At 70.5% G+C, this 26,578-nt stretch carries 24 protein-coding genes and 1 tRNA gene; 15 read left to right on the forward strand and 10 right to left on the reverse strand.

Features of this window, described 5'->3' with window-relative positions; translation table 11 throughout:
• Positions 1-161 precede the first annotated feature (161 nt).
• The 8 genes from CLV43_RS02415 to CLV43_RS02450 all read left to right on the forward strand — a co-directional run bounded on the left by CLV43_RS02415 (position 162) and on the right by CLV43_RS02450 (position 11,263).
• A complete protein-coding gene (locus CLV43_RS02415; RefSeq protein WP_106185275.1) occupies positions 162-2,459 on the forward strand; it encodes a sodium-translocating pyrophosphatase in 2,298 nt (765 codons plus the stop codon).
• 113 nt (positions 2,460-2,572) lie between these two features.
• The gene (locus CLV43_RS02420) at positions 2,573-3,139 is read left to right on the forward strand and encodes a hypothetical protein (RefSeq protein ID WP_106185276.1); all 567 of its coding nucleotides are present in this window, start codon (positions 2,573-2,575) and stop codon (positions 3,137-3,139) included.
• A gap of 119 nt (positions 3,140-3,258) precedes the next feature.
• Complete coding sequence (locus CLV43_RS02425) at positions 3,259-3,885, forward strand: hypothetical protein (RefSeq protein ID WP_106185277.1); 627 nt, start codon at positions 3,259-3,261, stop codon at positions 3,883-3,885.
• A gap of 65 nt (positions 3,886-3,950) precedes the next feature.
• Positions 3,951-4,559, forward strand: coding sequence for a hypothetical protein (locus CLV43_RS02430; RefSeq protein ID WP_106185934.1), 609 nt, complete (start codon positions 3,951-3,953; stop codon positions 4,557-4,559).
• Between the two features lie 104 nt (positions 4,560-4,663).
• Positions 4,664-7,435, forward strand: coding sequence for a type I DNA topoisomerase (gene topA, locus CLV43_RS02435; RefSeq protein ID WP_245886078.1), 2,772 nt, complete (start codon positions 4,664-4,666; stop codon positions 7,433-7,435).
• 18 nt (positions 7,436-7,453) lie between these two features.
• Entirely contained in the window at positions 7,454-7,909 is a 456-nt protein-coding gene (locus CLV43_RS02440; RefSeq protein WP_146174619.1) for a hypothetical protein, read from the forward strand.
• Between the two features lie 58 nt (positions 7,910-7,967).
• Positions 7,968-10,064, forward strand: a complete 2,097-nt coding sequence (locus CLV43_RS02445; RefSeq protein ID WP_106185280.1) for a bifunctional MFS transporter/dTMP kinase — start codon at positions 7,968-7,970, stop codon at positions 10,062-10,064.
• On the forward strand, positions 10,061-11,263 hold the full coding sequence (locus CLV43_RS02450) for a DNA polymerase III subunit delta' (protein ID WP_106185281.1): 1,203 nt from the start codon (positions 10,061-10,063) through the stop codon (positions 11,261-11,263). Before CLV43_RS02445 ends, CLV43_RS02450 begins: the two co-directional genes overlap by 4 nt.
• A gap of 6 nt (positions 11,264-11,269) precedes the next feature.
• Here the strand turns inward: CLV43_RS02450 and CLV43_RS02455 are convergent, their stop codons facing one another.
• The 5 genes from CLV43_RS02455 to kduI form a co-directional block, all read right to left on the reverse strand.
• Complete coding sequence (locus CLV43_RS02455; protein WP_146174620.1) at positions 11,270-12,040, reverse strand: hypothetical protein; 771 nt, start codon at positions 12,038-12,040, stop codon at positions 11,270-11,272.
• Positions 12,041-12,277: 237 nt separating this feature from the next.
• On the reverse strand, positions 12,278-12,496 hold the full coding sequence (locus CLV43_RS02460; RefSeq protein ID WP_106185283.1) for a hypothetical protein: 219 nt from the start codon (positions 12,494-12,496) through the stop codon (positions 12,278-12,280).
• A gap of 150 nt (positions 12,497-12,646) precedes the next feature.
• A complete protein-coding gene (locus tag CLV43_RS02465; RefSeq protein WP_170155672.1) occupies positions 12,647-13,390 on the reverse strand; it encodes an IclR family transcriptional regulator in 744 nt (247 codons plus the stop codon).
• Positions 13,387-14,121, reverse strand: a complete 735-nt coding sequence (locus CLV43_RS02470; protein ID WP_170155673.1) for an SDR family oxidoreductase — start codon at positions 14,119-14,121, stop codon at positions 13,387-13,389. Before CLV43_RS02470 ends, CLV43_RS02465 begins: the two co-directional genes overlap by 4 nt.
• An 8-nt stretch (positions 14,122-14,129) precedes the next feature.
• Positions 14,130-14,957, reverse strand: coding sequence for a 5-dehydro-4-deoxy-D-glucuronate isomerase (kduI, locus tag CLV43_RS02475; protein WP_106185286.1), 828 nt, complete (start codon positions 14,955-14,957; stop codon positions 14,130-14,132).
• A gap of 157 nt (positions 14,958-15,114) precedes the next feature.
• Between kduI and CLV43_RS02480 the strand changes: the two genes are divergently transcribed.
• Together CLV43_RS02480 and CLV43_RS02485 are read left to right on the forward strand one after the other, a co-directional pair.
• Positions 15,115-16,725 carry an L-lactate permease gene (locus CLV43_RS02480; RefSeq protein WP_106185287.1) on the forward strand — a complete coding sequence of 537 codons (1,611 nt, stop codon included), beginning with the start codon at positions 15,115-15,117 and terminating at the stop codon, positions 16,723-16,725.
• Positions 16,722-17,939: a glycoside hydrolase family 88 protein gene (locus CLV43_RS02485; RefSeq protein WP_106185288.1), complete on the forward strand. Its 1,218-nt coding sequence runs from the start codon at positions 16,722-16,724 to the stop codon at positions 17,937-17,939. The genes CLV43_RS02480 and CLV43_RS02485 overlap by 4 nt, the downstream gene beginning before the upstream one ends.
• 48 nt (positions 17,940-17,987) lie before the next feature.
• Here the strand turns inward: CLV43_RS02485 and CLV43_RS02495 are convergent, their stop codons facing one another.
• Positions 17,988-19,907 (reverse strand): hypothetical protein, encoded by a 1,920-nt coding sequence (locus CLV43_RS02495; RefSeq protein WP_245886079.1) that lies wholly within the window; start codon positions 19,905-19,907, stop codon positions 17,988-17,990.
• A gap of 120 nt (positions 19,908-20,027) precedes the next feature.
• On the opposite strand from CLV43_RS02495, the gene CLV43_RS02500 reads away from it, so the two are divergent.
• From CLV43_RS02500 to CLV43_RS02510, 3 genes are all read left to right on the forward strand, one after another.
• Positions 20,028-20,101, forward strand: a tRNA-Thr gene (locus tag CLV43_RS02500).
• Between the two features lie 169 nt (positions 20,102-20,270).
• Complete coding sequence (locus tag CLV43_RS02505) at positions 20,271-20,645, forward strand: hypothetical protein (RefSeq protein ID WP_146174621.1); 375 nt, start codon at positions 20,271-20,273, stop codon at positions 20,643-20,645.
• 246 nt (positions 20,646-20,891) lie between these two features.
• Positions 20,892-21,071 carry a hypothetical protein gene (locus CLV43_RS02510; protein WP_146174622.1) on the forward strand — a complete coding sequence of 60 codons (180 nt, stop codon included), beginning with the start codon at positions 20,892-20,894 and terminating at the stop codon, positions 21,069-21,071.
• Here CLV43_RS02510 and CLV43_RS02515 read toward each other — a convergent pair.
• The 4 genes from CLV43_RS02515 to CLV43_RS02530 all read right to left on the reverse strand — a co-directional run bounded on the left by CLV43_RS02515 (position 21,058) and on the right by CLV43_RS02530 (position 24,210).
• Positions 21,058-22,071, reverse strand: coding sequence for an LLM class F420-dependent oxidoreductase (locus CLV43_RS02515; RefSeq protein WP_106185291.1), 1,014 nt, complete (start codon positions 22,069-22,071; stop codon positions 21,058-21,060). The genes CLV43_RS02510 and CLV43_RS02515 overlap by 14 nt on opposite strands.
• Positions 22,072-22,091: 20 nt before the next feature.
• Entirely contained in the window at positions 22,092-22,781 is a 690-nt protein-coding gene (locus tag CLV43_RS02520; protein ID WP_211304198.1) for a thermonuclease family protein, read from the reverse strand.
• A 154-nt stretch (positions 22,782-22,935) separates the two neighbouring features.
• Positions 22,936-23,664, reverse strand: a complete 729-nt coding sequence (locus tag CLV43_RS49050; protein ID WP_245886080.1) for an excalibur calcium-binding domain-containing protein — start codon at positions 23,662-23,664, stop codon at positions 22,936-22,938.
• Between the two features lie 93 nt (positions 23,665-23,757).
• Positions 23,758-24,210 (reverse strand): DUF4442 domain-containing protein, encoded by a 453-nt coding sequence (locus tag CLV43_RS02530; RefSeq protein WP_106185293.1) that lies wholly within the window; start codon positions 24,208-24,210, stop codon positions 23,758-23,760.
• Positions 24,211-24,388: 178 nt separating this feature from the next.
• Between CLV43_RS02530 and CLV43_RS02535 the strand changes: the two genes are divergently transcribed.
• Positions 24,389-24,892 (forward strand): MarR family winged helix-turn-helix transcriptional regulator, encoded by a 504-nt coding sequence (locus CLV43_RS02535; RefSeq protein ID WP_245886081.1) that lies wholly within the window; start codon positions 24,389-24,391, stop codon positions 24,890-24,892.
• The gene (locus CLV43_RS02540) at positions 24,892-26,574 is read left to right on the forward strand and encodes an MDR family MFS transporter (RefSeq protein WP_106185936.1); all 1,683 of its coding nucleotides are present in this window, start codon (positions 24,892-24,894) and stop codon (positions 26,572-26,574) included. Before CLV43_RS02535 ends, CLV43_RS02540 begins: the two co-directional genes overlap by 1 nt.
• The last annotated feature ends 4 nt before the right edge of the window (positions 26,575-26,578 follow it).

Raw genomic sequence — 26,578 nt, forward strand, 5'->3', positions numbered from 1 at the left:
CGGGACGGATCGTTGCAGGCTTGCGGCCTATGAATAGACTCCGCCGAATCGCATCCAATGAGGGATGCATCACGTGGTGTCGGGGCTGACGCACGGTTGGCCGGCTGGATGGCGCGACGCGATGCGGTCCCCTGTTGGGCAAATACTCACCAGGAGGACGGATGTCCCGGCAATTCCTCGCGGAGGGCCTTGAACTCTCCGGAGGTGATCGCGGCGTTGTCGCCGTGGTCGCCGTGGTCGCCCTGGCAGCCCTTGCCGTCGGCTACGTACTGCTCAGGGAGGTGCTGGCCGCAGGCCAGGGCACCCCCAAGATGCAGGAAATCGCGACGGCGGTCCAAGAGGGCGCAGCGGCTTACCTCAACAGGCAGTTCCGCACGCTCGCACCCTTCGTGGTGATCGTTTTCGTCCTGCTGTTCGCGCTACCGGCCGATGACCTGAACGAGCGGATCGGCAGGTCGCTGTTCTTCATCTTCGGCGCTGTCTTCTCGGCGAGCATCGGCTACCTCGGCATGTGGCTGTCGACCCGCGCGAACGTGCGCGTCGCCGCCGCGTCGAAGGAGGAGGGCGGTCGGGAGAAGGCGACCCGGATCGCGTTCCGCACCGGTGGTGTCGTCGGCATGATGACCGTCGGCCTCGGCCTGTTCGGTGCCGCGGTCGTGGTGCTCGTGTACTCCGGCCAGGCCCCGAAGGTGCTGGAGGGCTTCGGCTTCGGCGCCGCGCTGCTCGCGATGTTCATGCGCGTCGGCGGCGGCATCTTCACGAAGGCCGCCGACGTCGGCGCCGACCTGGTCGGCAAGGTCGAGCAGGGCATCCCCGAGGACGACCCCCGCAACGCCGCGACGATCGCCGACAACGTCGGTGACAACGTCGGCGACTGCGCGGGCATGGCCGCGGACCTCTTCGAGTCCTACGCCGTGATGCTCGTGGCGTCGCTGATCCTCGGCACCGCCGCGTTCGGCGCGCAGGGCCTGCTGTTCCCGCTCATCGTCCCCGCCATCGGTGTCATCACCGCCGTCATCGGCGTGTACACCACCAAGGCGCGGGTCGGCGAGAACGGCCTGGCGGCGATCAACCGCTCGTTCTACATCTCCGCGGTGATCTCCGCGGTGCTGTGCACCGTGGCGGCGTTCACCTACCTGCCCAGCTCGTTCGCGAACCTGGACGGCGTGACGGACGAGATCAAGGGCACCAGCGGCAACCCGGCCCTGATCGCGGCCATCGCCGTGATCATCGGCATCGTGCTCGCGGGCGTCATCCTCTGGCTGACCGGCTACTACACCGGCACCGAGCACAAGCCCGTCAAGGAGGTCGGCCGCACCTCGCTGACCGGCGCCGCGACGGTCATCCTGTCCGGCATCTCGGTCGGTTTCGAGTCGGCGGTCTACACCGCGCTGGTGATCGGCGCGGCCGTGTACGGCGCGTTCCTGCTGTCCGGCTCGGTCGTCGTGGCGCTGTTCGCCGTGGCGCTGGCCGGGTGCGGTCTGCTCACCACGGTCGGCGTCATCGTCGCCATGGACACGTTCGGCCCGGTCAGCGACAACGCGCAGGGCATCGCCGAGATGTCGGGCGACGTCGACGGCGAGGCCGCGCAGATCCTCACCGAGCTGGACGCGGTGGGCAACACCACCAAGGCCATCACCAAGGGCATCGCGATCGCGACCGCCGTGCTGGCGGCGACCGCGCTGTTCGGCTCGTACAAGGACGCCATCACGCAGTCGCTCGCGAAGGTCGGCTCGACCTTCGACAACGCCGACTTCGTCGCGTTCACGCCGAACGTCCTGGTCGGCCTGATCATCGGCTCGGCCGTGGTGTTCATGTTCTCCGGTCTCGCGGTCAACGCCGTGACCAGGGCCGCGGGCGCCATCGTGTTCGAGGTGCGCCGCCAGTTCCGCGAGAACCCGGGCATCATGGACTACTCGGTGAAGCCGGAGTACGGCAAGGTCGTCGACATCTGCACCAAGGACTCGCTGCGCGAGCTGGCCACCCCCGGCCTGCTCGCCGTGCTGGCCCCGATCGCCGTCGGCTTCGGCCTCGGCGTCGGCCCGCTGGCGGGCTACCTGGCCGGTGCGATCGCGACCGGCACGCTGATGGCGGTGTTCCTGGCCAACTCCGGTGGTGCCTGGGACAACGCGAAGAAGCTGGTCGAGGACGGCAACCACGGTGGCAAGGGCTCCGACGCCCACGCCGCGACGGTCATCGGCGACACGGTCGGCGACCCGTTCAAGGACACCGCGGGCCCGGCCATCAACCCGCTGATCAAGGTGATGAACCTGGTGTCGGTGCTGATCGCGCCCGCCATCATCACGTTCTCCATCGGCGCCGACGCCTCGACGGGCATCCGCCTGTCGATCGCCGTCGTCGCGGTGGCGATCATCGTGGCGGCCGTCGTGATCTCCAAGCGCCGCGGCACCGCGATCGCGGACAGCCCGGCGGAGTCGGTGGCCAACGGCGCCTCGTAGCGCCGCGGCTCGAGCACCACCTGAAAGGCGCGTCCGGGTCCTCGGCGATCCGGGCGCGCCTTTTCGGTTCACACTGGACCGGTCCCACCGCCGACCAGATCCAGGAGTCCGACATGAGGCTCAGCCCCGCCGCGCTGGTCACCGCCGCGGCGCTGCTCGCCGGGTGCACCTCCGGCGGCGGCTCGACCGCGGCCCCGTCGACCCGGCCGACCGCCGACCCGGCCGTCGCGTACATGGACAAGGTCTGCGCGGCGACCTCGGAGTTCGCGGGCACGGCCAAGTCGCCACCTGCGCTCGACACGACCGACCCGGTCAAGCTGAAGGCCGACATGGCCGCCTACATGGGCCAGCTCGCCGACGGGTTCGGCAAGTCCGCCGCCGACCTGCGCTCGGTCGGCCCGGCGCCGGTGGCCGGGGGCGACGAGCAGGTCGCGAAGATGGCGACCACGTTCGACGAGGTCGCGAAGGTGTTCACCGACGCGAAGGCCAAGGTGGAGGCCGCCGACGCGGCCGACCCCAGCGGCGGCCTGCAGGCCGCGAGCGACGCCATCGGTAAACTGGCCGAGTTCACCGTGCCGCTCAAGGACCTGGAGACCAGTCCCGAGCTGCTGGCGGCCGCGGAGAAGGCACCTAAATGCCAGTCGATCCGCGAGCCGACCTCGCCCACCGCGACCTCGTGACGCGACGGGTCTCGATTGGGGTACGAGACCCCGAACGGTCCAACAAACGGGTCCGTCCGGGTCACGCCGAGGAGTAGGTTCGCCCCTCTTGCTCCACTGACCGACTACTGGGAGTTCTCATGAGGCACCGCCTCGTCGCGGTCGGCGTCTTCGCCACCGCTGTCCTCGCCCTGACCGCGTGCGGCACGCAGACCTCGGGCTCGGCGTCCGGCACCGGCACGGGCACCGGTCCGACGAGCTCGGGCTCCTCCGCCGCCGCGGACAGCGACGAGAACGTCGCGTGGATCGACAAGGTCTGCGGCGCCAGCCTCGACGTCATCAAGACGCTCTCCACCGAGCCCGCGCTCGACACGACCGACCCGGCCAAGATGCAGCAGCAGTTCGCCGCGTGGCTGGGCGACGGCTCCACGGCCGTCGACGGCGCCGTGAAGAAGCTGAACGACCTGAAGAACGGACCGCACCCGGACTCGGAGAAGCTGGCCACGAGCGCCGCCGACATCTTCGGCCAGCTCAAGACCGCCCTCGACAAGGCCAAGACGGGTGTCGAGGCCGCGAACCCGAGCGACCCGGCGTCGATCGCCGCCGCGTTCACGCAGGTCGCGACGGACATGCAGGCCGTGGCGAAGGTCGGCGAGGACTTCGACGGCGTGCTCGTCCGCTCGAACCTGGCCGAGGCCGAGAAGAAGGCCCCGAACTGCAAGGCCATCGACTCGGGCACGAGCGCGTCCGCTACTCCCACCTCCTGACGCAGGGGGTCCGCCCGGCGGTTTGGTGGCTGACACAGGTCGAACAGGTGTTCTACGCTCCGTGCGTGGGGCAACTGTCCTTCTACTCCGCCGAGGCGCGCCAACCCGGTATAGGGGACCTGGCGGGTCTGCTTTGCGGACCCGGCCAGGCGGTGGGTTTCGGACGCGGCACGGCGGCCCGCGTGTCGGTCGTGATGGCCGACCGCGGGCGGGCCACCGCGCTGGCCGCGGAGTGCGGCCGGCGCGGCGTCGTGGCGGAGGTGGCGACCCTCGAGGAGCGCGGCGCGCTGGTCCGCACGGCGTTTCGCGCGGATCTCACCCGTTTGGCCGCCGAGTGGTTACGGGGAGGAGCCGCGAAGGCGGTTCCCGCCGAGTTCGAACTGGATGGTCCGGTGCTCAGGTTCTGGGCGCTGGTGTCCGGCGGATGGGTCGACTCGGCGTACGCGCTCGGTCTCGACCCGGACGCCCCGGAAACACACGAACCCCTGCGTAAGGCCTTGATCGGCTCCGGTTTGCCCGCGACCCTCGTGGGCGGACCGGACGGCGGACCGGTGCTCCGGGTGATCGGCAGGCGCAGGTTGGGCAGGCTCGCGGAGCTCGTCGGAGACCCTCCGACAGGCGTAGCGGAATGCACCTGGCCGGCCGTGTCGCCGGGTCCTCCCAACGGGCGATAGAGGGCACTTGTGTCACCCTGTCCGCACCAGGCCTGCCCAGCAGGGCTGGTCGACAGTGCACACTGGCGGGTCGAAGCACAGGGTTTGGAAGAGAGCGGGACAGCGTGGCTGGATCGACACGGACGAAAAACGGCTCCGGGGCTACGGGTGACGGCAATCGCCGATTGGTGATCGTCGAGTCGCCCGCCAAGGCGCGCAAGATCGCGTCCTACCTCGGCAGCAACTTCGTCGTGGAGTCCTCCAAGGGGCACATCCGGGACCTGCCTCGGGGCGCCGCCGACGTGCCCGCCAAGTACAAGGGGCAGTCGTGGGCGCGCCTGGGCGTCGACGTGGACCACGACTTCGAGCCGCTGTACGTGGTGACGCCGGACAAGAGGTCGACCGTCGCCGAGCTGAAGGAACTGCTCAAGGGCGTCGACGAGCTCTACCTCGCGACAGACGGTGACCGCGAGGGCGAAGCCATCGCGTGGCACCTGCTCGACACGCTCAAGCCGAAGATCCCGGTCCGCCGGATGGTCTTCCACGAGATCACCGAGCCCGCGATCCTCGCGGCCGCGGCGAACCCGCGCGACCTCGACCAGGACCTGGTCGACGCGCAGGAGACCCGCCGCATCCTCGACCGCCTCTACGGCTACGAGGTCAGCCCCGTGCTGTGGAAGAAGGTCATGCCGAAGCTCTCGGCGGGCCGCGTGCAGTCGGTGGCGACCCGGATCGTGGTCGAGCGCGAGCGGGAGCGGATGAAGTTCGTCTCCTCCTCGTACTGGGACATCTCGGCCACGATGGACGCGGGCGCCGAGGCGTCGCCGCGCAACTTCGGCGCGCGCATGGTGGCCGTCGACGGCGTCCGGCTGGCGCTGGGCCGCGACTTCGGGTCCGACGGCAAGCTCAAGGCCGGGTCCGAGGTGCGGCTGCTCAACGAGGCCGAGGCGCGGGCGCTGGCCGCCGGCCTGGTCGACGTGCCGCTGACCGTGGCGAGCGTCGAGGAGAAGCCCTACACCCGCAAGCCGTACGCGCCGTTCATGACGTCGACGATCCAGCAGGAGGCGGGCCGCAAGCTCCGCTTCACCGCGGACCGCACGATGCGCACGGCGCAGAAGCTGTACGAGAACGGCTACATCACCTACATGCGAACCGACAGCACGACGCTGTCGGAGACCGCGATCACGGCGGCCCGCACGCAGGCGACCCAGCTCTACGGCGCGGAGTACGTCGCGGCCCAGCCGAGGCAGTACACCCGCAAGGTCAAGAACGCGCAGGAGGCCCACGAGGCGATCCGCCCCGCGGGCGAGGTCTTCCGGACCCCCGGCGAGGTCGCCCGCGAGCTGGACGCCGACGAGTTCAAGCTCTACGAGATGATCTGGCAGCGCACGATCGCCTCCCAGATGAACGACGCCCGCGGCAACACGACGTCGGTGCGGATCGTCGGCAACGCCGCGAGCGGCGAGGAGTGCACGTTCTCCGCCTCCGGCCGCACGATCACGTTCGCCGGGTTCCTCAAGGCGTACGTGGAGACCGTCGACGCCGAGGCCGGTGGCGAGTCGGACGACGCCGAGTCGCGGCTGCCGCAGCTGGTCAAGGACCAGACCCTCACGGCCGCGGACCTGACCGCCGACGGCCACTCGACCAGCCCGCCCTCGCGCTTCACCGAGGCCAGCCTGATCAAGACGATGGAAGAGCTGGGGATCGGCCGCCCGTCGACGTACGCGTCGATCATCAGCACCGTCCAGGACCGCGGCTACGTGTGGAAGAAGGGCTCCGCGCTGGTGCCCTCGTGGGTCGCCTTCGCGGTGGTCGGGCTGCTGGAGCAGCACTTCGGGCGACTGGTGGACTACGACTTCACCGCCGCCCTCGAGGACGAGCTGGACGGCATCGCCGCGGGCCGCCAGCAGCGCACGACGTGGCTGTCCGGCTTCTACTTCGGCGGCAGCGTCGGCCCGGAGAGCTCCATCGGCCGCTCCGGCGGCCTGAAGAAGCTCGTCGGGTCGAGCGTCGAGGAGATCGACGCCCGCCTGGTGAACTCGATCGCGCTGTTCAACGACGACGAGGACCGCCCCGTCGTGGTCCGGGTCGGCCGCTACGGTCCGTACCTGGAGCGCGAGGTCATCGGCGACAACGGCGACCCGACCGCGCAGCGCGCGAACCTGCCGGAGGACATGCCGCCGGACGAGCTGAACCTGGAGCTGGCCGAGAAGCTGTTCTCGACCCCCCAGGAAGGCCGTTCGCTGGGCGTCGACCCGGTCACCGGCCACGAGATCCTGGCCAAGGAGGGCCGCTTCGGCCCGTACGTGACCGAGGTCCTGCCGGAGGCCGCGGACGAGAAGGCGGCCAAGAAGGCGCCCAAGCCGCGCACGGGCTCGTTGTTCAAGGACATGGCGCTGGACACCGTGACCCTGGACGACGCGCTCAAGCTGCTGTCGCTGCCCAGGGTCGTCGGCAAGGACCCGGAGACCGGGGCCGAGATCACCGCGCAGAACGGGCGCTACGGGCCGTACCTGAAGAAGGGCACGGACTCGCGTTCGCTCGTCACCGAGGACCAGCTGTTCACGGTCACCCTCGACGAGGCGCTCAAGATCTACTCCGAGCCGAAGAAGCGCGGCCGCTCGGCCACCAGCGCACCGCCGCTCAAGGAGCTGGGCAACGACCCGGTGTCCGGCAAGCCGATGGTGGTCAAGGACGGCCGGTTCGGCCCGTACGTGACCGACGGCGAGACCAACGGGTCGCTGCGCAAGAGCGACACCGTCGAGGGCCTCACCGACGAGCGCGCGTCCGAGCTGCTGGCGGAGAAGCGCGCCAAGGGCCCGGTCACCAAGAAGAAGCCCGCCGCGAAGAAGCCCGCGGCCCCGCGCAAGAAGGCACCGGCGAAGACCAAGAGCTGACGTAGGGAAGTGGTGGCGGTGCCTGGACCCAACGAGTTCGGACCCGACGGGACCCAAGCCCCGCCACCACCTCGCGCGTTCCCGGACGCCCTCGCGGGCCTGGTCACGGGCGAGGCCCACTACCGGCCGAAGCCGGTCGCCCCCCTGCTGCCCGTCTACCGGACCCCGGTGCCGGACCCGGAGCTCGCGCGGGCGGCCATCCGGGAGGCGATGCTGCAGGAGCAGCGGTTCCGGCCGGTGCGGACCCGCCAGCCACTGCCGCCCCAGGGCGTCGTGAGCAACCAGCGGGTCCAGTACCACGCGCCGGTCGCCCCGACTCCCCAGGCGCACGCGCCCGCGGCGGCCGTGCCGAAGCAGGCGAAGTCGCGCGGGTCGTCGTTCGGTGGTTGCCTGGTGGCGCTGCTGATCATCGGGTCGGTCTTCTTCAACGTGATCCGCCAGGTCGTCGAGTCCTTGTTGGACGCAATCCGCTGACTCTGCGCACTTGGCCGGTCGGTCGCGGTTAGGCTGATCGGTGGGTGGCCTACAGGGGGTGGACAACATCCAGGACAGCGACACCGCAGGTCAGCCCAATCCGGGCGGGGCAGGCGCGGCTTCAGCGACCCATCGACTGCGCAGCGTGCTGGCGATCCGGCCGTTCCGCAGGCTGTGGGGCGTCACGTACCTGTGCAGCGTCGGCGACTGGCTGTCGCTGCTCGCGCTGACGGGTCTGGTGACCAAGCTCGCCGAGGGCTACCGGTGGGAGGGCTTCGCGCTCAGCGCGGTCGTGCTCACCCAGTTGCTGCCCGGCATCTTGTTCGCGCCGCTGGGCGGTGTGCTGGCCGACCGGTTCGACCGCCGCAAGGTCATGGTCCTGTGCGACCTGGCGCGCGGCGGGCTGTTCCTGTCGATCGCGTTCGTGGGCACCGCGTGGTGGCTGTTCATCGCCAACTTCCTGGTCGGCTGCTGCGCGATGCTGTGGATCCCGGCCAAGGACTCCGCCGTGCCGAACCTGCTGCGCAGGCCGGACCAGGTCGAGTCGGCCAACCAGCTCGGGCTGGTGATGACCTACGGCATCTCCACCATCAGCGGCTTCGGCCTCTACGCGATCATCTCCGGCATCCCCGGCTACCTGCACCTGACCGACCGCGACGACGTCGTGTTCACGGTCGCGTCCATCGCGGTGGTCGTCAACGGCCTGCTCTACATCACCTCGGCGGTCCTGGTCGCGACCCGCATCCCGGAGCTGTCCGGCCGGGCGACCTCGCCCAAGCGCAAGCAGGCGGACGAGGACAAGGTCGGCTTCGTCGCGATGATGCGCGACGGCCTGCGCTACGCCTGGCGGACCCCGCTGGTGCGCGGCCTGGTGATCGGCATGATCGGGGCGTTCGCCGCCGCGGGCGCCGTCATCGGCTGCGCCAAGCTGTACGCGCTGAGCCTGCTCGGCGGCGACAGCGCGTTCGGCCTGCTGTTCATCGCGGTCTTCGTCGGCCTGGCCAGCGGCATGGCGCTGGCCCCGAGGTTCGCCCGGCGGCTCACCTACAACCGGCTGTTCGGGCTGACGATCGTGTGCGCGGGCCTGAGCCTGGCGATCGTGGCGCTGGCCCCGCACCTGTGGGTCGCCCTGGTTGCCGTGGCGCTGGTCGGCGGCACGGCGGGCATCGCGTTCCTGACCGGCCTGACGATCATCGGCTCGCAGGTCGAGGACGAGATGCGCGGCCGCATGGTCGCGCTCGTGCAGTCCCTGATGAAGATCATCCTCGGTCTCTCGACCGTCGTGACGCCGCTGCTGGTCACGGTCGTCCAGCCGCGCACCATCACCGTGTTCAACCACCCGCTGCACGTGGACGGCACCCGCCCGGTCATGTTCGGCGCCGGTGTCCTGGCCGCGGTCGTCGGCCTGATCGCCTACCGGCAGATGGACAACCGGCGCATCGAGCCGATCCTGTCCGAGCTGTTCAACGCCATCCGCGGCAAGTCGAAGTCGTCCGCGGGCCTGCTGATCACCGTCGAGGGCGACACCCGCCGCGACACCAGCGCCCAGGCCCGCAGGCTGGCCGACGCGCTGCGCGACGCGGGCCACGTCGTGCTCCTGGCCAGCGACCCCGAGCTCGACGAGCGGCGGCTGCGCAGCATGCTGTCGACCGTCGACCTGGCCGGGGTCCGGGCGCACGCGCTGGTGGCCGCGGCCGTGCGCGCGGACGTGGTCGAGCGCGAGGTGCGGCCCGCCCTGGACAGCGGCGCGCTGGTCGTGATGGAGCGCTACGTCGACAGCCCGCTGGCGCACTTCAGCGCCGTCGGCAGCGTCCAGCCCGCCGAGGTGGAGGGGCTGGTCGACTGGGCGACCGGCAGGCTCCGCCCGGACGTCACCATCCTGCTGGACCGCTCACCGGTGACGATGCCCGACGACGCGCTGGACGAGACCGTGTTCGGCAAGCCCGGCACACGGGCCATCGACAACATCGAGCACCATTGGCGCGTGCAGCGCCTGCTGACCGAGATGGCCTCGGCCGACCCGGACCGCTACGTCGTGGTCGACGCGGACGGCACCGAGGACGAGGTCGCCGAGCGGGTGCGCACCGCGGTGCTCCCGCTGTTCGCGGAACGCCGCGTCCCGGCCGAGGTACAGCCCGTTGTGGAGACCACATGAACACCAGCGTGTGGGCCGAGGTAGTCGGCCAGCCCGCCGCCGTGGAGGTGCTGAGCGCGGCCGCCGAGGCGGCCGCCACGATCGTCGCGGGCGGCACACCGGCGCCCGGCACGATGACGCACGCCTGGCTGTTCACCGGCCCGCCCGGCTCCGGCCGTTCGGTCACCGCCAAGGCGTTCGCCGCCGCGCTGGAGTGCACCGCGACCGACGACCGCCCCGGCTGCGGCGAGTGCTCCGGCTGCCACACCACGATGGCCGCCACCCACGCCGACGTGCGCTTCGTCGCCCCCGAGGGCCTGTCCATCTCGGTCGCCGAGATGCGGGCCCTCGTCCAGGCCGCCGCCCGCAGGCCCACCGGCGGCCGCTGGCAGGTGGTCATCATCGAGGACGCCGACCGCCTCACCGAGGGCGCCGCCAACGCCCTGCTCAAGGCCGTCGAGGAGCCCCCGGACCGCACGGTGTTCCTGCTCTGCGCGCCGTCGGACCACCCGGAGGACGTGTCCGTCACGATCCGCTCGCGCTGCCGCATCGTCCCGCTCGGCACGCCCCCGCCGTCCGCCATCGCCGACGTCCTCCGGTCCCACGACGGCGTCTCCGCCGACATGGCCGAGTGGGCCGCCTCCGTGTGCGCAGGCCACGTCGGCCGGGCCCGCCGCCTGGCCGTCGACGAGCAGGTCCGCACCCGCCGCGAGTCCGTGCTCCGCATCCCCCTGGCCGTCCGCCGCCCCCAGGACGTCTTCACCTGCGCCGACCAGCTCGTCGCCGCCGCCGAGGGTGACGCCACCACCGCCAACGAGGCCCGCAACGAGGACGAGCGCGCCGCCCTCGAGACCGCCATGGGCGCGGGCGGCACCGGCAAGGGCACCGCCGCCGCCACCCGCGGCGCCAAGGGCGCCATGAAGGACCTCGAGAAGCGCCAGAAGTCCCGCGCCACCCGCACCCAACGCGACTCCTACGACATCGCCCTGGTCGACCTCGCGGGCTTCTACCGCGACGTCCTGGTCACCGCCACCGGCTCCGGCGCCCGCCTCAACCACCCCGACCGGGCCGCCGACACCCGCACCGCCGCCGAGTCCTGGACCCCCGAGTCCACCCTCCGCCGCCTCGAAGCCGTCCTCGCCTGCCGCGAAGCCCTCGAAACCAACGTCAAACCCCGCATCGCCATCGACGCCCTCGTCACAGCCCTGCACCACGGCTGACCCGAGCTACCCCCGACGTCCCACGACGTCCAAGTCCCCGCCAATCGCCACCACGGAGCCACGTGCCGAGTTGAGCAGCGTCTCGAGTCGGTACAGCTGCAGGGTGTTGCGGTCCACCGCGCGATCCGCGTCCGAGATCTCGAGGTAGGCCCCTTCACCGACCTGCGGCTGCACGATGACGACCCGGAACTGGTCACGTGCGCTCCGGGCGTCCAGCATCTCGACGAACTCCGACCGGTCGTCGCAACGCTTGCCGTCCACCCACGACGCGGGTGACCCGACAGGTGCTTGGAGTAGCCGTTCCTTGAGCCGGGGACATCGGCGAAGACGAGGTTCTTCGTGGATCTCCTGCGGCTTGTCGAAAGGAGGTTTCTCCTTGGTGACGTCGTACCCGGCGAAGTCCTCGAACCGCCACCGCGGGAAGTGGGCTATCTGTGTCTGCTTGAACAGGATCCGGCCTTCGACGTAGGCATGTCCGGGCTCGTAGTAGACCGTGAGCAGGTCGGGGTGGTCGTTCAAAGCGTGGAAGATCTTCGTAGTGGTCATGTTGTCGGTGATGTCGTTCGTGTAGCCGACGGACAGTTCGAAGCCGTAGCCACCGGGCTTCAGTCGGCAGGCAAGAGTGCCGCTGTGCGAGTTGTTGAACCCGACGTCGACCAGGAATCGTGTCGGAGGTTGGTCGGCCCTGATGTCGAGGGAAGCTGTTTCCAACAAGACGGCCGCGTTGTACTTCTCCTGGTCGAACTCCGGGGTGCCCGCAACGTCCTCGGGTGCCATCGACACCATTTCGTACGGCGAGCCGAGCCCGGCAACATCCGTTGTCTGCTTTGCGAGCTGCGGGAAAGCCGCGGGCAGGTCCGTGCGGGACAGCAGGCCTTTGAGAAGCCTAGAGGACAGCCGGGTGGTCCGCCCTGTGTGAGATCCGCGCAGGAAAACACCTTTGGCCCCCCTTGGAGAAGTCCTGCCTCGGGTACCTCAGAGGACGCGCAGAGCAGGCCGTGGCGCCTTGTCGAGTCATCGGTGCAGACGACTGCGAATGGCCGTCTCCGTGTATACGACGACCAGAGGGTTCTGCCGCGATCTCAGGGTCGGGAAGTGGTCCGAGTCCGCCGACTCCGTACCTTCCGCGGGCTGGCTGGGAGGTATGTCGATCCGTCGGATGAAGCCGCCCACCTGGTCGATGGTCGGATCCAGGAGGATGTCACTGGGATAGCCGTTGGCGATCAGCAGCACGCCTCCCGAACCCCTTTTCGGCTTACTGGAGTCGTAGGAACCTCATGAGCTCGGCGAAGCTCCGGCTCGGGTCGTCACCAGTCGGGGGTGACTTGCTACGAGCATCACAGCACATTCCCCTATCGGGTGACAGGCGACGTGCCTGCTCCGCTACTCCACGTACCCCAGAGCCGTCGACACCGCCTGAGCCGCCTCCAGCACCCGTGGTCCCAGGGCGGTCAGTTGTTCCATCGTGTGCTCCATCGCCAACGTCGACGCGGACAAGCCCCCGACCACGGCCCCGGTGTGGTCGCGCACGGCGGCGCCGACGCAGCGGATGCCGACCTCGTTCTCCTCGTCGTCGAACCCGCAGCCGGTCCGACGCACCTCGGCCAGCTCCGCCCGCAGCCGGTCCTCGCCGGTGATGGTGTTGGGGGTGCGGCCGGTCAGGGTGAGGCGGGTGATGAGGGCGTCGAGCTCGCCGGCGGCCATCGAGCCGAGCACGGCCTTGCCGATGGCGGAGCTGTGGATCGACAGGCTCATGCCCAGGCGGGAGGGCATGCGGTAGGGCTTGTCGGCCTCGACCTTGTCGACGTAGACGAGCTCGTCGCCGACGACCATGGCCAGGTGGACGGTGCACGACGACTGCTCGCGCAGCGCGCGCAGCGCGGGCCGGGCGCGTTCGACGGTGTCGACGGGGCGGAGGATCTTGCCCGCCATGACGAGCACCTTGGGGCCCGCGAGGTAGCCGCCGTCGGAGCGGACGGCCGCGAAGCCGTGGTCGACCATGGCCTGCAGCAACCGGTGCACGGTGGACTTGGGCAGGCCGGTGACGCGGGCGATGTCGGTGATCCGGGAGTGGTCGGCCAGCGCCTCCAGCACGGCCAGCGTCTTCTCGACCGCGGTGTCGGTCACCGGCTCATCCACCCGCCGTCGACGACCAGCACGTGCCCGTTGACGTAGTCCGACGCCGTGCAGCTCAGGAACACCGCCGCGCCGACGACGTCCGCGGGCGTCCCCCACCGCCCGGCGGGTATCCGCGCGCGGATCGCGGGCTCGCGGTCCGGGTCGGCGCGGAGGTCGGCGGTGTTGTCGGTGGCGATGTAGCCGGGCGCGATCGCGTTCACCTGCACATTGTGCGGTGCCCACTCGTTGGCCAGCGCCTTGGTCAGCCCGGCGACCGCGTGCTTGCTCGCCGTGTACGCCGGAACGGTCACCCCGCCTTGGAAGCTGAGCAGCGAGGCGATGTTCACGATCTTCCCGCCGCCGCCGTCGAGCATCCGCGCGCCGACGACCCGGCTCAGCTCGAACACCGAGTCCAGGTTGACCGCCAGGATCCGCCGCCAGTCCGCCAGTGGCACGTCGGCGGCGGGCGCGCGGTGGATGGTCCCGGCGTTGTTGACCAGCACGTCGACCCGGTGCTCGGCCAGCACCGGGGCCAACGCGGGTTCGAGGGCGGTCGGGTCGGCCAGGTCGACGGCGACGCGGGCGACCACGGCGTCGGAGTCCCAGCCGAAGTCCGGTGTCCGGCCGAGCAGCACCAGGCGCGCGCCCGCCTCGGCCAGCCCGAGGGCGATCGCCTTCCCGATGCCGGTGCGGGCGCCGGTGACCAGCGCGGTGCGCCCGCGCAGGGAGAAGAGTTCCACGGTGCTCCCTACCGGAGGTCGGTCACCGCGACCGGCTCGACGTCGTCGTAGGCCTGGTTCTCCCCGCCCATGGCCCACACGAACGAGTACGCGTGCGTTCCCGCTCCACTGTGGACGGACCAGCTCGGCGAGATGACGACCTCCTCGTCGCGCACCACCAGGTTCCGGGTCGCGTGCGGCTCGCCCATCAGGTGCACCACCCGGTGCTCGGGCGGCAGGTCGAAGTACAGGTAGGCCTCGGTGCGCCGGTCGTGCGTGTGCGGCGGCATCGTGTTCCACACGCTGCCCGGCGCGAGCGTCGTCATCCCCAGCACGAGCTGGCTCGACCTGATCCCGTCGGCGTGCACGAACTTCCGGATCTCCCGCACGTTCGACGTCGCCTGCTCGCCGAGCGCCAGCGCGTCCACGTCGGCGAACCGGGCGACGGCCGTGGGGAAGCTCGCGTGCGACGGTGTGGAGAACAGGTAGAAGTGCGTGCCCTCCTCGGCGGCCGCGAACCGAACGTCCAGCGCGCCCTGCCCGACGTAGAGGCAGTCGCGGGTGCCGAGCGCGTGCTCGGTCCCGTCGACCAGGACGCTCCCGGACCCGCGCACGACGACCACCGCCAGCTCGCGCCGGGCGAGGAACGTCGACGAGCGCAGCGGGTCGGCCGTCTCCAGCGCGAGCGGGTGGCCGGGCAGCGGGGCGGCGCCGCCGACGACGACCCGGTCCTCGTGCGCGTAGACGGTCCGCACCTCTCCGGGCGCGAACAGGCCCTCCACCAGGAAACGGGCGCGCAGCTGGTCGGTGTCCAGGGCGGGCAGCTGCGTCGGGTGGGTCGCGTGCCGGATCTCCATGGCGGTGATGCCTTCCGCTTGTGGCTGTCCAGTGACACCATGTGGTCGGTCCGTTCATGGAACTACGTTCTGCTGGACGGAACAAGTGTGGTCTCGTCACTTCGCCGCCGCCGGTGACGAGTCGGTTCGCAGTGCGCCCGGAAGGCGGCGGTCGACGATGTACCAGCAGAACCCCGACCCGACTGGGTCGTTGCTCCTGTCCGCGCTGTTGGCGCTGGTACCGCTGGTGGCGGTGCTGGTCCTGCTCGGCGGGCTCAAGTGGAAGGCGCACTGGGCGGGCCTGACCGCGCTGGTGCTCTCGATCGGCATCGCGGTCGTCGGGTACTCGATGCCCGTCGGCACGGCCCTCGACGCCGCGGCGTTCGGCGCCGCGACCAGCGTCCTGGTGGTCCTGTGGATCACCTTCAACGCCATCTGGATCTACGACCTGACCGTCGAGAGCGGGCACTTCACCGTGCTGCGCCGGGCGTTCAGCTCCATCAGCGACGACCCGAGGGTGCAGGCGATCGTGATCGCCTTCTCGTTCGGCGCGCTGCTGGAGGCGCTCGCGGGCGGCGGGGGACCGGTCGCGATCTGCTCGGTCATGCTCATCGCCCTCGGCGTGGCACCGATGAAGGCGGCCGCGCTCGCCCTGGTCGCCGACACCGCGCCGGTCGCGTTCGGCGGCATGGGCAACCCGATCACCGTGCTCGGCACCGTCACCGGCCTGCCCGCCGAGCAGTTCGGCGCGATGGCGGGCCGCCAGGTGTCGCTGCTCGCGGTGCTGGTGCCGTTCGTGCTGGTGGTCATCGTCGACGGCAGGCGCGGCCTGCGGGACGTGTGGCCGATCGCCCTCGCGGCCGGGCTGTCGTTCGGCGTCACGCAGTACCTGGTGTCGAACTTCGTGTCCTACAAGCTGTGCGACATCATCGCGGCCGTCGTCTCCGTCGGCGCGGTCGTCCTCGCCGTGCGGATCCGCAAGCCCTCCGCCGTACCCGCGACCGTCGGCGGTTCGGGTCCCGTGGACGAGGAGTCGTTGCGGGGCAACGACTCCCGCCGCGACGTCGTCACCGCGTTCGCGCCGTACGCGATCATCGTCGCGGTCTTCGCGCTGGCCCAGGTCACCGCCGTGAAGAACCTGCTGGAGAGGGCCACCACCAAGTTCGCCTGGCCCGGCCTGCACATCACCGCGCCCAACGGCAAGCCGGTCGCGACCACGTACACGCTCAACCTGCTGTCGGCGACGGGGACGCTGCTGCTGGTCTCCGGTCTGCTCTCGCTGCTGGTGCTGCGCATCGGGATCGGCAGGGCGCTGCGGATCTACGGTCGCACGATCAGCCGGTTCAGCTGGGCGATCCTCGCGATCCTGGCCGTGTTCGCCCTGTCCTACGTCATGAACCTCTCCGGCCAGATCACCACCCTCGGCGTCTGGCTCGCGGGCACCGGCGCGTTCTTCGCGTTCCTGTCACCCGTGGTCGGCTGGTTCGGCGTCACGATCACCGGCACCGACGCCGGTTCCAACGCCCTCTTCGGCACGCTCCAGACCACCGCCGCCCAACAGCTCGACGCCTCCCCGTTCCTGTTCGGCGCCTCGAACAGCTCCGGCGGCGTCATGGCCAAGATGATCTCGCCCCAGAACCTGGCCATCGGCACCGCCGCCGCGGGCCTCGTCGGCAAGGAGGGCGACCTCTTCCGCAAGGTCTTCGGCTGGAGCGTTCTGCTGCTCCTGCTCATCTGCGTTCTGGCCTACCTGCAATCAACGCCGATTCTCGGATGGATGGTGCCATGACTGAGTTTTCCTTGTCCCGCCGTACCTTGCTGACCTCCGCCGCCGTGGCGGCCGGGGCGACCGCCGTGACAGGAGGAACCGCGTTGGCGCAGGAGCCGGTGCCCGGCCCGGAGGCGTTGCGCGCCGCCCTGGACTACGCCGTGTCGAAGGTGCGCGTCACCGGGCCCGCGATCACCACGTTCCCGGAGATCACCAGGGCCGAGAAGTGGACCTACGTCGCCGACGGCGGCTGGGTCGGCGGGTTCTGGCCGGGGACGCTGTGGATGGCTTACCTGGACACGGAAGACGAGCAGTTCAAGCAGTGGGCGCTCGCCGCGGCGGAGCGGTTGTCGCCGCGCAAGGACGTGGCGCGCGACCACGACATGGGCTTCCTGTTCTACCCGTCGTGGGTCACCGCGTGGCGGCTGACCGGCGAGGCGAAGTGGCGCGACGGCGCGATCAAGGCGGCCGACGGGCTGATCGGGCGGTACAACACCGCGGGCAGGTTCATCCGGGCCTGGGGTGCGCTCGGCACGCCGAACGACGCGGGCCGGTCGATCATCGACACGATGATGAACCTCGACCTGCTCGCGTTCGCCGGCACCGAGACGGGCGACCGCAAGTACCTGGACATCGCGGTGGCGCACGCCAAGTCCACGCAGCAGAACTTCGTCCGCGCGGACGGCTCGACACCGCACGTCTTCGACTACAACCCGACGACCGGCGCGCCGATCGGGCCGAACACCGTGCAGGGCTACAGCCCGACGTCGGCGTGGTCGCGCGGGCAGTCGTGGGCGATCTACGGGTTCACCACGATCCACCGCCGCACCGGCGACGCCTCCTTCCTCGCCACGGCGCGGAAGCTGGCGGACTTCGCACTCGGCCAGCTGACCCCGGACAACGTGCCGGTGTGGGACTACCGGGCCCCGCAGGCGCCCAACGACGTCAAGGACTCGTCGGCGGGCGCGATCATGGCGGCGGGCCTGCTCGACCTGGCCAAGGTGACCGGACGGACCCAGTACCGGGACGCGGCGCTGCGGATCCTGCACGGCCTGACCAGGGACTGCCTCACGAAGAAGTCCACGCGCGCGGAGGCGGTGCTGGCGCGCGGCACCCGCAACCGGCCGTCGGAGGACGGTGTCGAGGTGTCGCTGCCCTACGGCGACTACTACTTCATGGAAGCCCTGCTGCGGGTCCTCAAGCCCACCGAGATCTCGCGCGCCATCGGCCTGTGAGGACGTGAGCCGGTTGGGAGGAGTCGAGGCCTCCCAACCGGCTCGCCGCTAGCTGTTGCCCTTGTCCTCGGGCGCCGGCTTGTCCTCGGGTTCCGCGTCGGCCTTGGCCTCGACCACGGCTTCGTCCTCGGCTTCGGTTCGGGGCGGGTTCTCGGCTTCGACCTCCGATCCGGTCTCGGCTTCAGGCTCGGGTTCGGCTTCCGGCTCGACCACCGCCTCGGCCTCGGGTTCGGCTTCCGGCTCGACCACCGCCTCGGCCTCGGGTTCGGCTTCCGGTTCGGTCGTGTCCTCCGGCTCGGTGTCCGGCACGGTCCCCGCCGCCACCGCTCCGCCCGCCAGAACCAGCTCGTCCTCACGCCGCCGCGCCCCCGGCATCGCGGACACGATCACCACACCCGCGAGCAGCAGCGCCGTGCCGAGCCAGAAGATCGGGATCGTCCGGTACGCCGCCGTCGTGTACGCCAGCGGGATGGTCGGCTTGCCCGGCTGCTGCGGCTGCGGCTGGCCACCGGCGGGTGGCGTCGTCGTGCTCCCGCACTGCACCCCGCCCTCCGGCGCGGCCGCCCGCACGATCTGCTCGCCCAACGACACCTGCGCCAGCGCGGACGGCAGGTTCGGCAGGCCCAAGGCGTCCGTCGGCAGCAGTTGCAGGTCCAGCAGCCGCGCGGTCGCGCCGAGCATGAACCCCTTGAACACCGGCCCGCCCTGCGTCAGCGGGCTGTCGATGGCGAGCTTCTTCTCGTTGAACTGGGCGATCTGCAACCGGATCACGCCGATGTCCAGCTTCTTCAGCTCCGCGGGCAGGTCGCCGCCGGAGGGCAGGACACCGCCGATGATGGGCAGCTTCGGCAGTTCCGGCAGACCGCCGACCGGGATGCCCACCGGGATCTCCAGCTGCGGGTGGGCCGCGTCCAGCGTGCCCAGCTCCTTGCCGCCCTGCGACACCTTCAGCACCGGCGCGGTGTACGTGATCGACGAGGTGGCCTCGGCACCGGTCGCGAGCGCCACCAGCGTCGGCTGGCTCACCACGTCGATCCGGACCTCCATCGCCGTGCCCGCGAGCAGCCGCACGCTCGCGGCCTGGAGCGTCGACGTCGTCTTCACGGCCTTGTTCGCCGAGTCCGGCAGGTCGACCAGCTCCACGGTCGAGTGCGCCGTCAACGTCTCCGGCAGGCTCAGCAGCGACCCCTTCTCACCGGTGTCCGTCGTGCCAGACAGCAGCCCGCCGAGCTGGCTGAGCGGCCCGGTCAGCTGCTTCAGGCCGTCGATCAGCGACTGCTTCGCCGCCGCGTCGAGCTTCGGGGTGTCCTTGGTCAGCATCCCCGTCAGGTCGGGGGAGGAGGGCAGGGTCGGGATCGCGTTGAGCACCGACAGGCTCGCCAACGACGTCTTCGCGTCGCTCAACGGCCGCACGCACGGCCCGACCGCGTCGTCCCAGCGCGCGTGCACGCTGCCGTTCAGCGCGCTCACCTTCAGCAGCGCGTCCAACGGCGTCTTCGGCAACGCCAACCCGCTGCTCAGCCCCTCCGCGTTGTCCGGGCCCGCCGTCTGCGCCAGCGAACCGGGCGTCTGCGGCGCCCGCCCCTGCACCGCGAACCCCAGCGGCGACGCCTGCGCGACCGACCGCTCGAACGACAGGTACGCCTCGGTGTTCACCTGCGCACTGGCCAGCCCCACCCCCAGCTCCGCCGCGGCCTGCTTCGGCAGGTCCTCCCCGAACCCCGGCAGGATCGTGCTCGTCTGCGTCGAGTCCGGCGCCAACCGCACCACCGCCAACCCCGTCCCCGCGTCCCCGACCGCCCGCGCAAGCGGTTGCGGCCCGTTCGGCGCCGAGATCGGCGGCTGCGAGGGGTTCACCGGACTGGGGATCGGCGTCGTCGTCGGCGGCTGGGCCAGCGCGGGCGACGCGCAGAGAGCGAGCAGCGCCGCGGCGGTGGGCATGGCCAACACGAGCCGGCGTCTGCGCATGTGAGAGGTCCTCCTCGGCGGTGAAGAGCGTGCCACCGGGGTGAGCGGCGTCACGAGAAGCCTAACGACCGGACCCCCGTTCGGTGACGCTCTCCGCTTCCGCTATAGTTATCGCGTCTCGCCGCCTTAGCTCAGTCGGCTAGAGCGGTTCACTCGTAATGAACAGGTCATCGGTTCGATTCCGATAGGCGGCTCTGGTGAGATGCGGGTCAGGCCCGGTGCATTCGTGCACCGGGCCTGACTTGTTTCCGGGGTTCTTCTCCTGCGTGACCAACTGCGTGACTACGAGCGCCGCGCCGGAACCACCCCGATCCCGCTCGCGTTGAACGGGCTGGTTCGCGGGTCGGGGGAAGGGCGTGGGGCATGCCGTTGAGCGCTGTGGTGCGGGAGCGGTGCCGGGCGTTGTTGCCGCCGGGCACGGAGATCAGGTACCTGTTCCCGGTCACGGCCGGGTCGGTGCTGTCGTTCGTGCAGAAGCCGTTCATCGTGGTGGTGACCGCCGAGAACGTGATCATGCTCGAGTGCAGCTGGCTCAGCCACGACCGGCCGAAGGCGGTGCACTGGACGTACCGGCGGGGCATCCGGCTGGGACCGGTGGACACCACGCTGGACCCGACCTTCACCATCGAAGGGACGCCGTTCCAGACCTGGGACGAGTACGTGCCGGTCATCGCGGCGGCCGACGCGGAGGTCCGCGACGCCGACTTCGGACCACCCGACCCGCTGCCGGACCTCTAGCCGCCGCGGCAGGTCGGTGTCACGTGAAACCAGCCAACCGGTGACAAGCCCGTGACCTGCTGTTCTTCCGGTGTCTCCATTACTCGGTAACACTTTCGGGTGAGTGGTCGAAAGTGAGTTCGAGTGGGGTGATCCGGTGTCGTCCGCCCTGTGGAGTGCTTCGGCTGCTCCATCGGAGTGGCCTTCGGCTGATCGCCGTAAGCGGGGTTCGACTCGGTCGTTGCCCTGCCGGAGGAGGCGATGACCATGATTCCGACGCTCTTGATGACGCTCCTGCTGCTGCCGCTCGCCCTGGTGGCCGCACGGGTGGGCAGACGCAGGTGGATAAGACGGTGCGGGGTGGCGCGGGTGCGGGCGGGGCTCGCCCTGTTCCACCACGGGTTGGGGGACGTGCCGACGGGGCGGCACCGGCTCACCCGGTTCTGATGGCCGCGAACACGCGGCTCCACCTGGCGGGGTCCTCGCGGTAGGGCGCGTAGCACGACGCCCTGGTGGTGATGTCGCCGTAGCGCGCCACCAGCTCCGCCCCGACCTGCTCCGGCTCGCCCACCACGGCGAACGCGGTGAGCACGTCGTCGTCGATCGCGGCGGTCATCTCGTCCCACTTGCCGCGCCGCGACAGCGCGTGCAGCTCCTCGTGCAGGTCGCCCCAGCCGTGCAGGTCCAGCACCTTCCGGTAGGACGGGGTGGAGCCGTAGAAGGCGATCTGCCGCTTGGTCTCCGCGACGGACTCGTCGAGCTCCTCGGGCGTGGTGCCGGTGGCGACGAACGACGGGCCGCTGATCTCCAGTCCCGCCAACGGTTTCCCGGCTTTGGCACGACCGCGTTCGAGGGCCGGGATGGTGACCTCGCGCAGGTACCGCTCGGTGGTGAAGCTGTGGCACAGGAAGCCGTCGGCGACCTCGCCCGCGACCTCCGTCATCAGCTCGCCGACCCCCGCCAGGTACACCTTCGGCGAGCCGTGCGGGTTGGGGCCGGGGTCGAAGAACGGGGTCATGACGGTGTGCGTGGAGAACTCGCCGCGGAACCGCAGCCGGTCGCCGGTCTCCCACGAGTGCCAGATCTCCCGCATGGCCAGCACGAACTCGCGCATCCGCGCGGCGGGCCTGGACCACGGCATGCCGAACCGCTTGGTCACGTGCGTCTCGACCTGCGAGCCCAGCCCGAGGTTGAACCGCCCGCCGGAGAGCAGCTGCAGGTCGTTCGCGAGGACGGCGGTGCTCATCGGGTTGCGGGCGAACGCGACCGCGATCGACGTGCCGAGCTCGATCGTGGACGTCCGCCCGGCCGCCGCGGCGAGCGCGACGAACGGGTCGTGCTTGGCCTCTGCCACCCAGAAGCCGTCGTAGCCCGCGGCCTCGGCCTGCGCGGCGGTGTCCCCGATCCCGCGCGGGTCGAACGTGATCTCGACGCTGTCCACCTTCATGGGGTGGTTCTACCAGCGGGCTACCGCTCGCAGGCGATGCCGTCCCCGTCCGGGTCCAGGCTCCGGTCGTACCCGGCCCGCCCGGCGTAGAGCGGCGCGGCGCCCGCGGCCTTGGCCTCGGCGCAGTTCTCGTACGGCGAGTCCGACTGGGACTCCAGGGAGTCCTTGCCCTCGCAGGGCGCGCCCCACAGCCCGGCCTTGGACTGCTGGGCCGCGGACTGCGCCGACCGGAGCGCCGTCGACGACCCCGGTTCCACGCGCCCCATGCCGCGGCGCACCGCCTCGACCGCGAAGTCCGACCCGTCCGGCAGCAGCACGGTCGCCGCGAGCCCCACGGTCGGCAGGTACTTGACGGTCTTGCCGCCCAACGTGGTCCGGGTGAAGTCGGTCGCCGCCTGCGCCCAGCACCCGCCCGGCGCCGCGAGCCCGGCGATCTGCACCTGCTTGCCGTCCGGCCCGGTGATCGTGCGACCGTCGACGACGTCGCTCACCTGCAACGTCGAGGTCGCCGGGGTGGGCGTGGTGGTGGTCGTCGTCGCCGACGCGCTCGCCGCGTAGCTGAAAGGGACTCCGGTCGCGCTGACCTCCGCGGCCGCCGAGAGCGTTCCACCCGGTCTGGCGCCGCACCCGCCCGTCGCGCAGACGACGAGGAGCAGAACCGGAAGTGCACCGCGTCGCCGTAGAGCCGACGCGGAGGTGGGACTGCGCACGCGATCCTCCAAAGGCGCGCCCGTCGCGCCTGTGTTCGGATCATCGCGTTTGGACATGCGCAGTGTTACGCGGATCACAGCTAGTTGCGCGGTCAACTTCCGTCCGACCCGACCCGCCGTCCAGGCAGGCCGGGCCGGGTACCCCGGAAGTCCTTCATTCGCAAGCGGTTCCGTCACCGTCACGGTCCAAGTGGGACCCGTATCCCGGTTCGCCGCGGTGCAGTGGTGTCACGCCCGCGGCGCGCGCCGCGGCGCAGGACTTGTAGTACGGAGCCGACGCGGGCGGGGGCGGTGCGACGGCCGCGGGAGTGGGGGTGGGCGGCGCGGGCGGTACCGGCGGCACGACCGGCGCGGGCGGCGGGACGACGTCGGACCCCTTGCAGGGCTCGCCCCACAGCCCCAGCCCGGCCTTCTCGGCCGCCGTCTGCGCCGCGGTCAGCGCGGAGTCCGCCGTGGACTCGGCGCGCGCCATGCCCTTGCTCAGCGCGGCGACGGCGAAGTCCGTGCCGTCGGGCAGCAGAACGCCCGCGCGGTCGCCCGCGGCGGTGACGATCCTGATCTGCTTGCCGCTCAACGAGGTCGTGGCGAACTCGACGGCGGCCCGCGCCCAGCACTCGCCGGGCGCAGCGAGCCCGGACACCAGGACCCGCGCGCCGCCGGCGTCGACGATCGTCCGGCCGTCGACGACCTCCCGGACGCGCACCGGCGGCGGTGCCACCGACGAGGTCGTGGAGGCCGTGCTGGTCGCGGAGGAGGTGCCGGAGGCGGCGACGGGGGTCGACGGCCTACCGGTCGAGCCGCAGCCTGCGGTGCAGGCGGCGACGAGCAGGAACGGGATGGCGCCGCGCCGCCAGCCGGCTAACGCGGGGGGTGAGCTGGACACGCGACTCCTCACAACGGCGCGGTGGTCGCGCCTGCTGCTGGGGCATCGCGTGCACGTGCATCCGACGTTACGGGGATCACCCGTACGGCGGATTCAGCGGTTGATGCGCAGCGTCCAGGTCACGACCATCTCGGCCGTCGTCACGCCCTCGGCGTTGGTGAGGGTGACGTTCACGGGGAACTCCGGGCGGGTGCCGGTGTCCAGTTCGGCGACCACGTCGGCGACCGGGCGGCCGAGCACGGCCTCCGCGCGCAGCACGCCCGTGGCGACCTTCTTGTAGGCGATCTCGGCGCGCGCCACCAGCGGCGTCGCCTTGGCCATGTGCTGGGAGAACGCCGCGAGCACGACGGCTCCGGACGCGGTCTCGCCCAGGCCGAACGTCATCGCCGCGTGCGGCCCGCCGACGTGGTTGTGGAACTCCGCGCGGTCGGGCAGTCCGACGACGACCCGGTCGCCGGTGACCTCGATGAACTCGATGCCCGCGGTCGACGCCCACGGCACGCCCTGCTTCATCGCGTCCGCGACGAACGAGTAGTCCTGGCTCATGCGCAGGATGCTACCGGCCGGTAACCGAGTTGCCTACCCGTTGGTAACCCCCGCTGAGACGCGGCTCACGTGAAATTCATTTGCATCCTTAGTCCGTTCGAGTTCATGCTTGTATCCAGCAACTAGTTGGGTGATGCAAGCAACGGAGTGTCCGATGGTGAACCCGGTGAGTGGAGCGGTGGGTTCGGTCGACGCGGAACCGGAGCTGGAGCTGGCCGATCGGGTCGGCACGGCGATGGTCCGGCTGAACAGGATGACGGCGTGCGTCAACGCCCAGGCGGGCAAGACGGGCATGGAGAAATCCGCTTTCATCCTGCTCGCGACACTGGTACACCAGGGTCCGATGCGGTCGAGCGCGCTGGCCGAGGTGGTCTTCTCCGACCCCTCGACGATCAGCCGCCAGGTCGCCGCCCTGGTGAAGGACGGGCTTGTGGAACGCCGTGCCGATCCGGAGGACGGTCGAGCCAGCGTGCTCGCCGCGACCGCGACCGGCGAACAGCTGCTGCAGGAACGCAGGCGCATGCGCAACGTGGCCATCGCGCGGATGTTCGAAGGTTGGTCGGATCCGGACTGGGTGCGGTTCGCCGAGTTGTTCGAGCGCTTCGTGGGCGACTACGAGAGCGCGCTGCCGAGTTTTTTGTCTGAGGGCGGGCTGGGGCCGCGCTCAGGAGGGGAGAAGTGATGTCGGAAACGGTAGCGAGACCGGAGGCTCAGCCCGCGGGCGAGTCGCTGCTCACACACCGCCAGATCCTGACGATCCTGTCCGGTCTGCTGCTCGGGATGTTCCTGGCGGCGCTCGACCAGACGATCGTGTCCTCGGCGATGAAGACCATCGCCGACGAGCTGCAGGGCCAGACCCTGCAGGCCTGGGCCACCACCGCGTACCTGATCACCGCCACGATCACGACGCCGCTGTACGGCAAGCTGTCGGACATCTACGGCCGCAAGCCCATGTACCTCACCGCGATCGGCCTGTTCCTGGCCGGTTCGCTGCTGTCCGGCATCGCCACCTCGATGTACGAGCTCGCCGCGTTCCGCGCGGTGCAGGGCCTCGGCGCCGGTGGTCTGATGTCGCTCGGCATGGCGATCCTGGCGGACATCACGTCGCCTCGTGAGCGCAGCAAGTACTCCGCCTACTTCATGGCCGTGTTCGGCGTGTCCAGCGTCGCGGGCCCGGTCGTGGGCGGCCTGTTCGCGGGCCTCGACTCGTTCGCGGGCATCGCCGGGTGGCGCTGGGTGTTCCTGGTCAACGTGCCGATCGCGCTGATCGCGCTCGTGGTCGTCGCCAAGGTCCTCAACGTCCCGCACAAGCGGGTCGACCACCGGATCGACTTCTGGGGCGCCGCCCTGCTGACCGTCGGCCTGGTGCCGCTGCTGATCGTGGCCGAGCAGGGCCGCGAGTGGGGCTGGGGCTCGGGTACGTCGATCGCGATGTACGCCGTCGGCGTGCTCGGCATCATCGGCTTCGTCCTCAACGAGAAGCGCATGGGCGACGAGGCGCTGCTGCCCCTGCGGCTGTTCCGCAGCGGGACGTTCTCGCTCGGCAACACGATCAACTTCGTGATGGGCATCGGCATGTTCGGCGGCATGGTCTCGCTGCCGCTGTACCTGCAGATCGTCAAGGGCGCCTCGGCGACCTCGGCGGGCCTGATGCTGCTCCCGCTCACCTTCGGCATCATGTCGGCGGCCGGGATCAGCGGCCAGATCACCGCGCGGACGGGCCGCTACAAGATGTTCCCGATCCTCGGCTTCGCGCTGATGGCGGCCGCGCTGTTCGCGTTCAGCACGATCGGCACCGACACGCCGAACGCGTTCACGCTCGGCATGATGTACGTCATGGGCGCCGGGCTGGGCCTGTGCATGCAGACCCTGCTGCTGGCGATCCAGAACGACGCCGAGCCGCGCGACATGGGCGTCGCGACGTCGTCGGCCACGTTCTTCCGCCAGATCGGCGGCACCGTCGGTACCGCGGTGTTCCTGTCGATCCTGTTCAGCAGCGTCGGCGACAAGATCGGCAACGCGCTCACCTCGGCGTTCGGCAACCCGGACTTCCAGGCCGCGCTGGCGAAGCCGGAGAACGCCCAGTTCGCCCAGGGCCTCAAGGCGGGCGGCGGCGCCGGTGTCGACCTGAACAACACCGAGTTCCTCAAGACGCTCGACCCGGTGCTGGCCCGCCCGTTCCTGGACGGCTTCTCCGGCGCGATCGACAACGTGTTCCTGGTCGGCGGTGTCGTGGTGCTGATCGGCTTCGTGCTGATCTGGTTCCTCAAGGAGGTCCCGCTGTCCATGCGTTCCGGCCTGGAGCGCATGAACGACGAGAACGCGGCGAAGGAAGCAGCGGCACCCCCGCTGCCGATTCACTAGATCG

It is taken from the genome of Umezawaea tangerina (genome assembly GCF_003002815.1).
In the GTDB taxonomy this organism is placed as follows: Bacteria; Actinomycetota; Actinomycetes; order Mycobacteriales; family Pseudonocardiaceae; genus Umezawaea; species Umezawaea tangerina.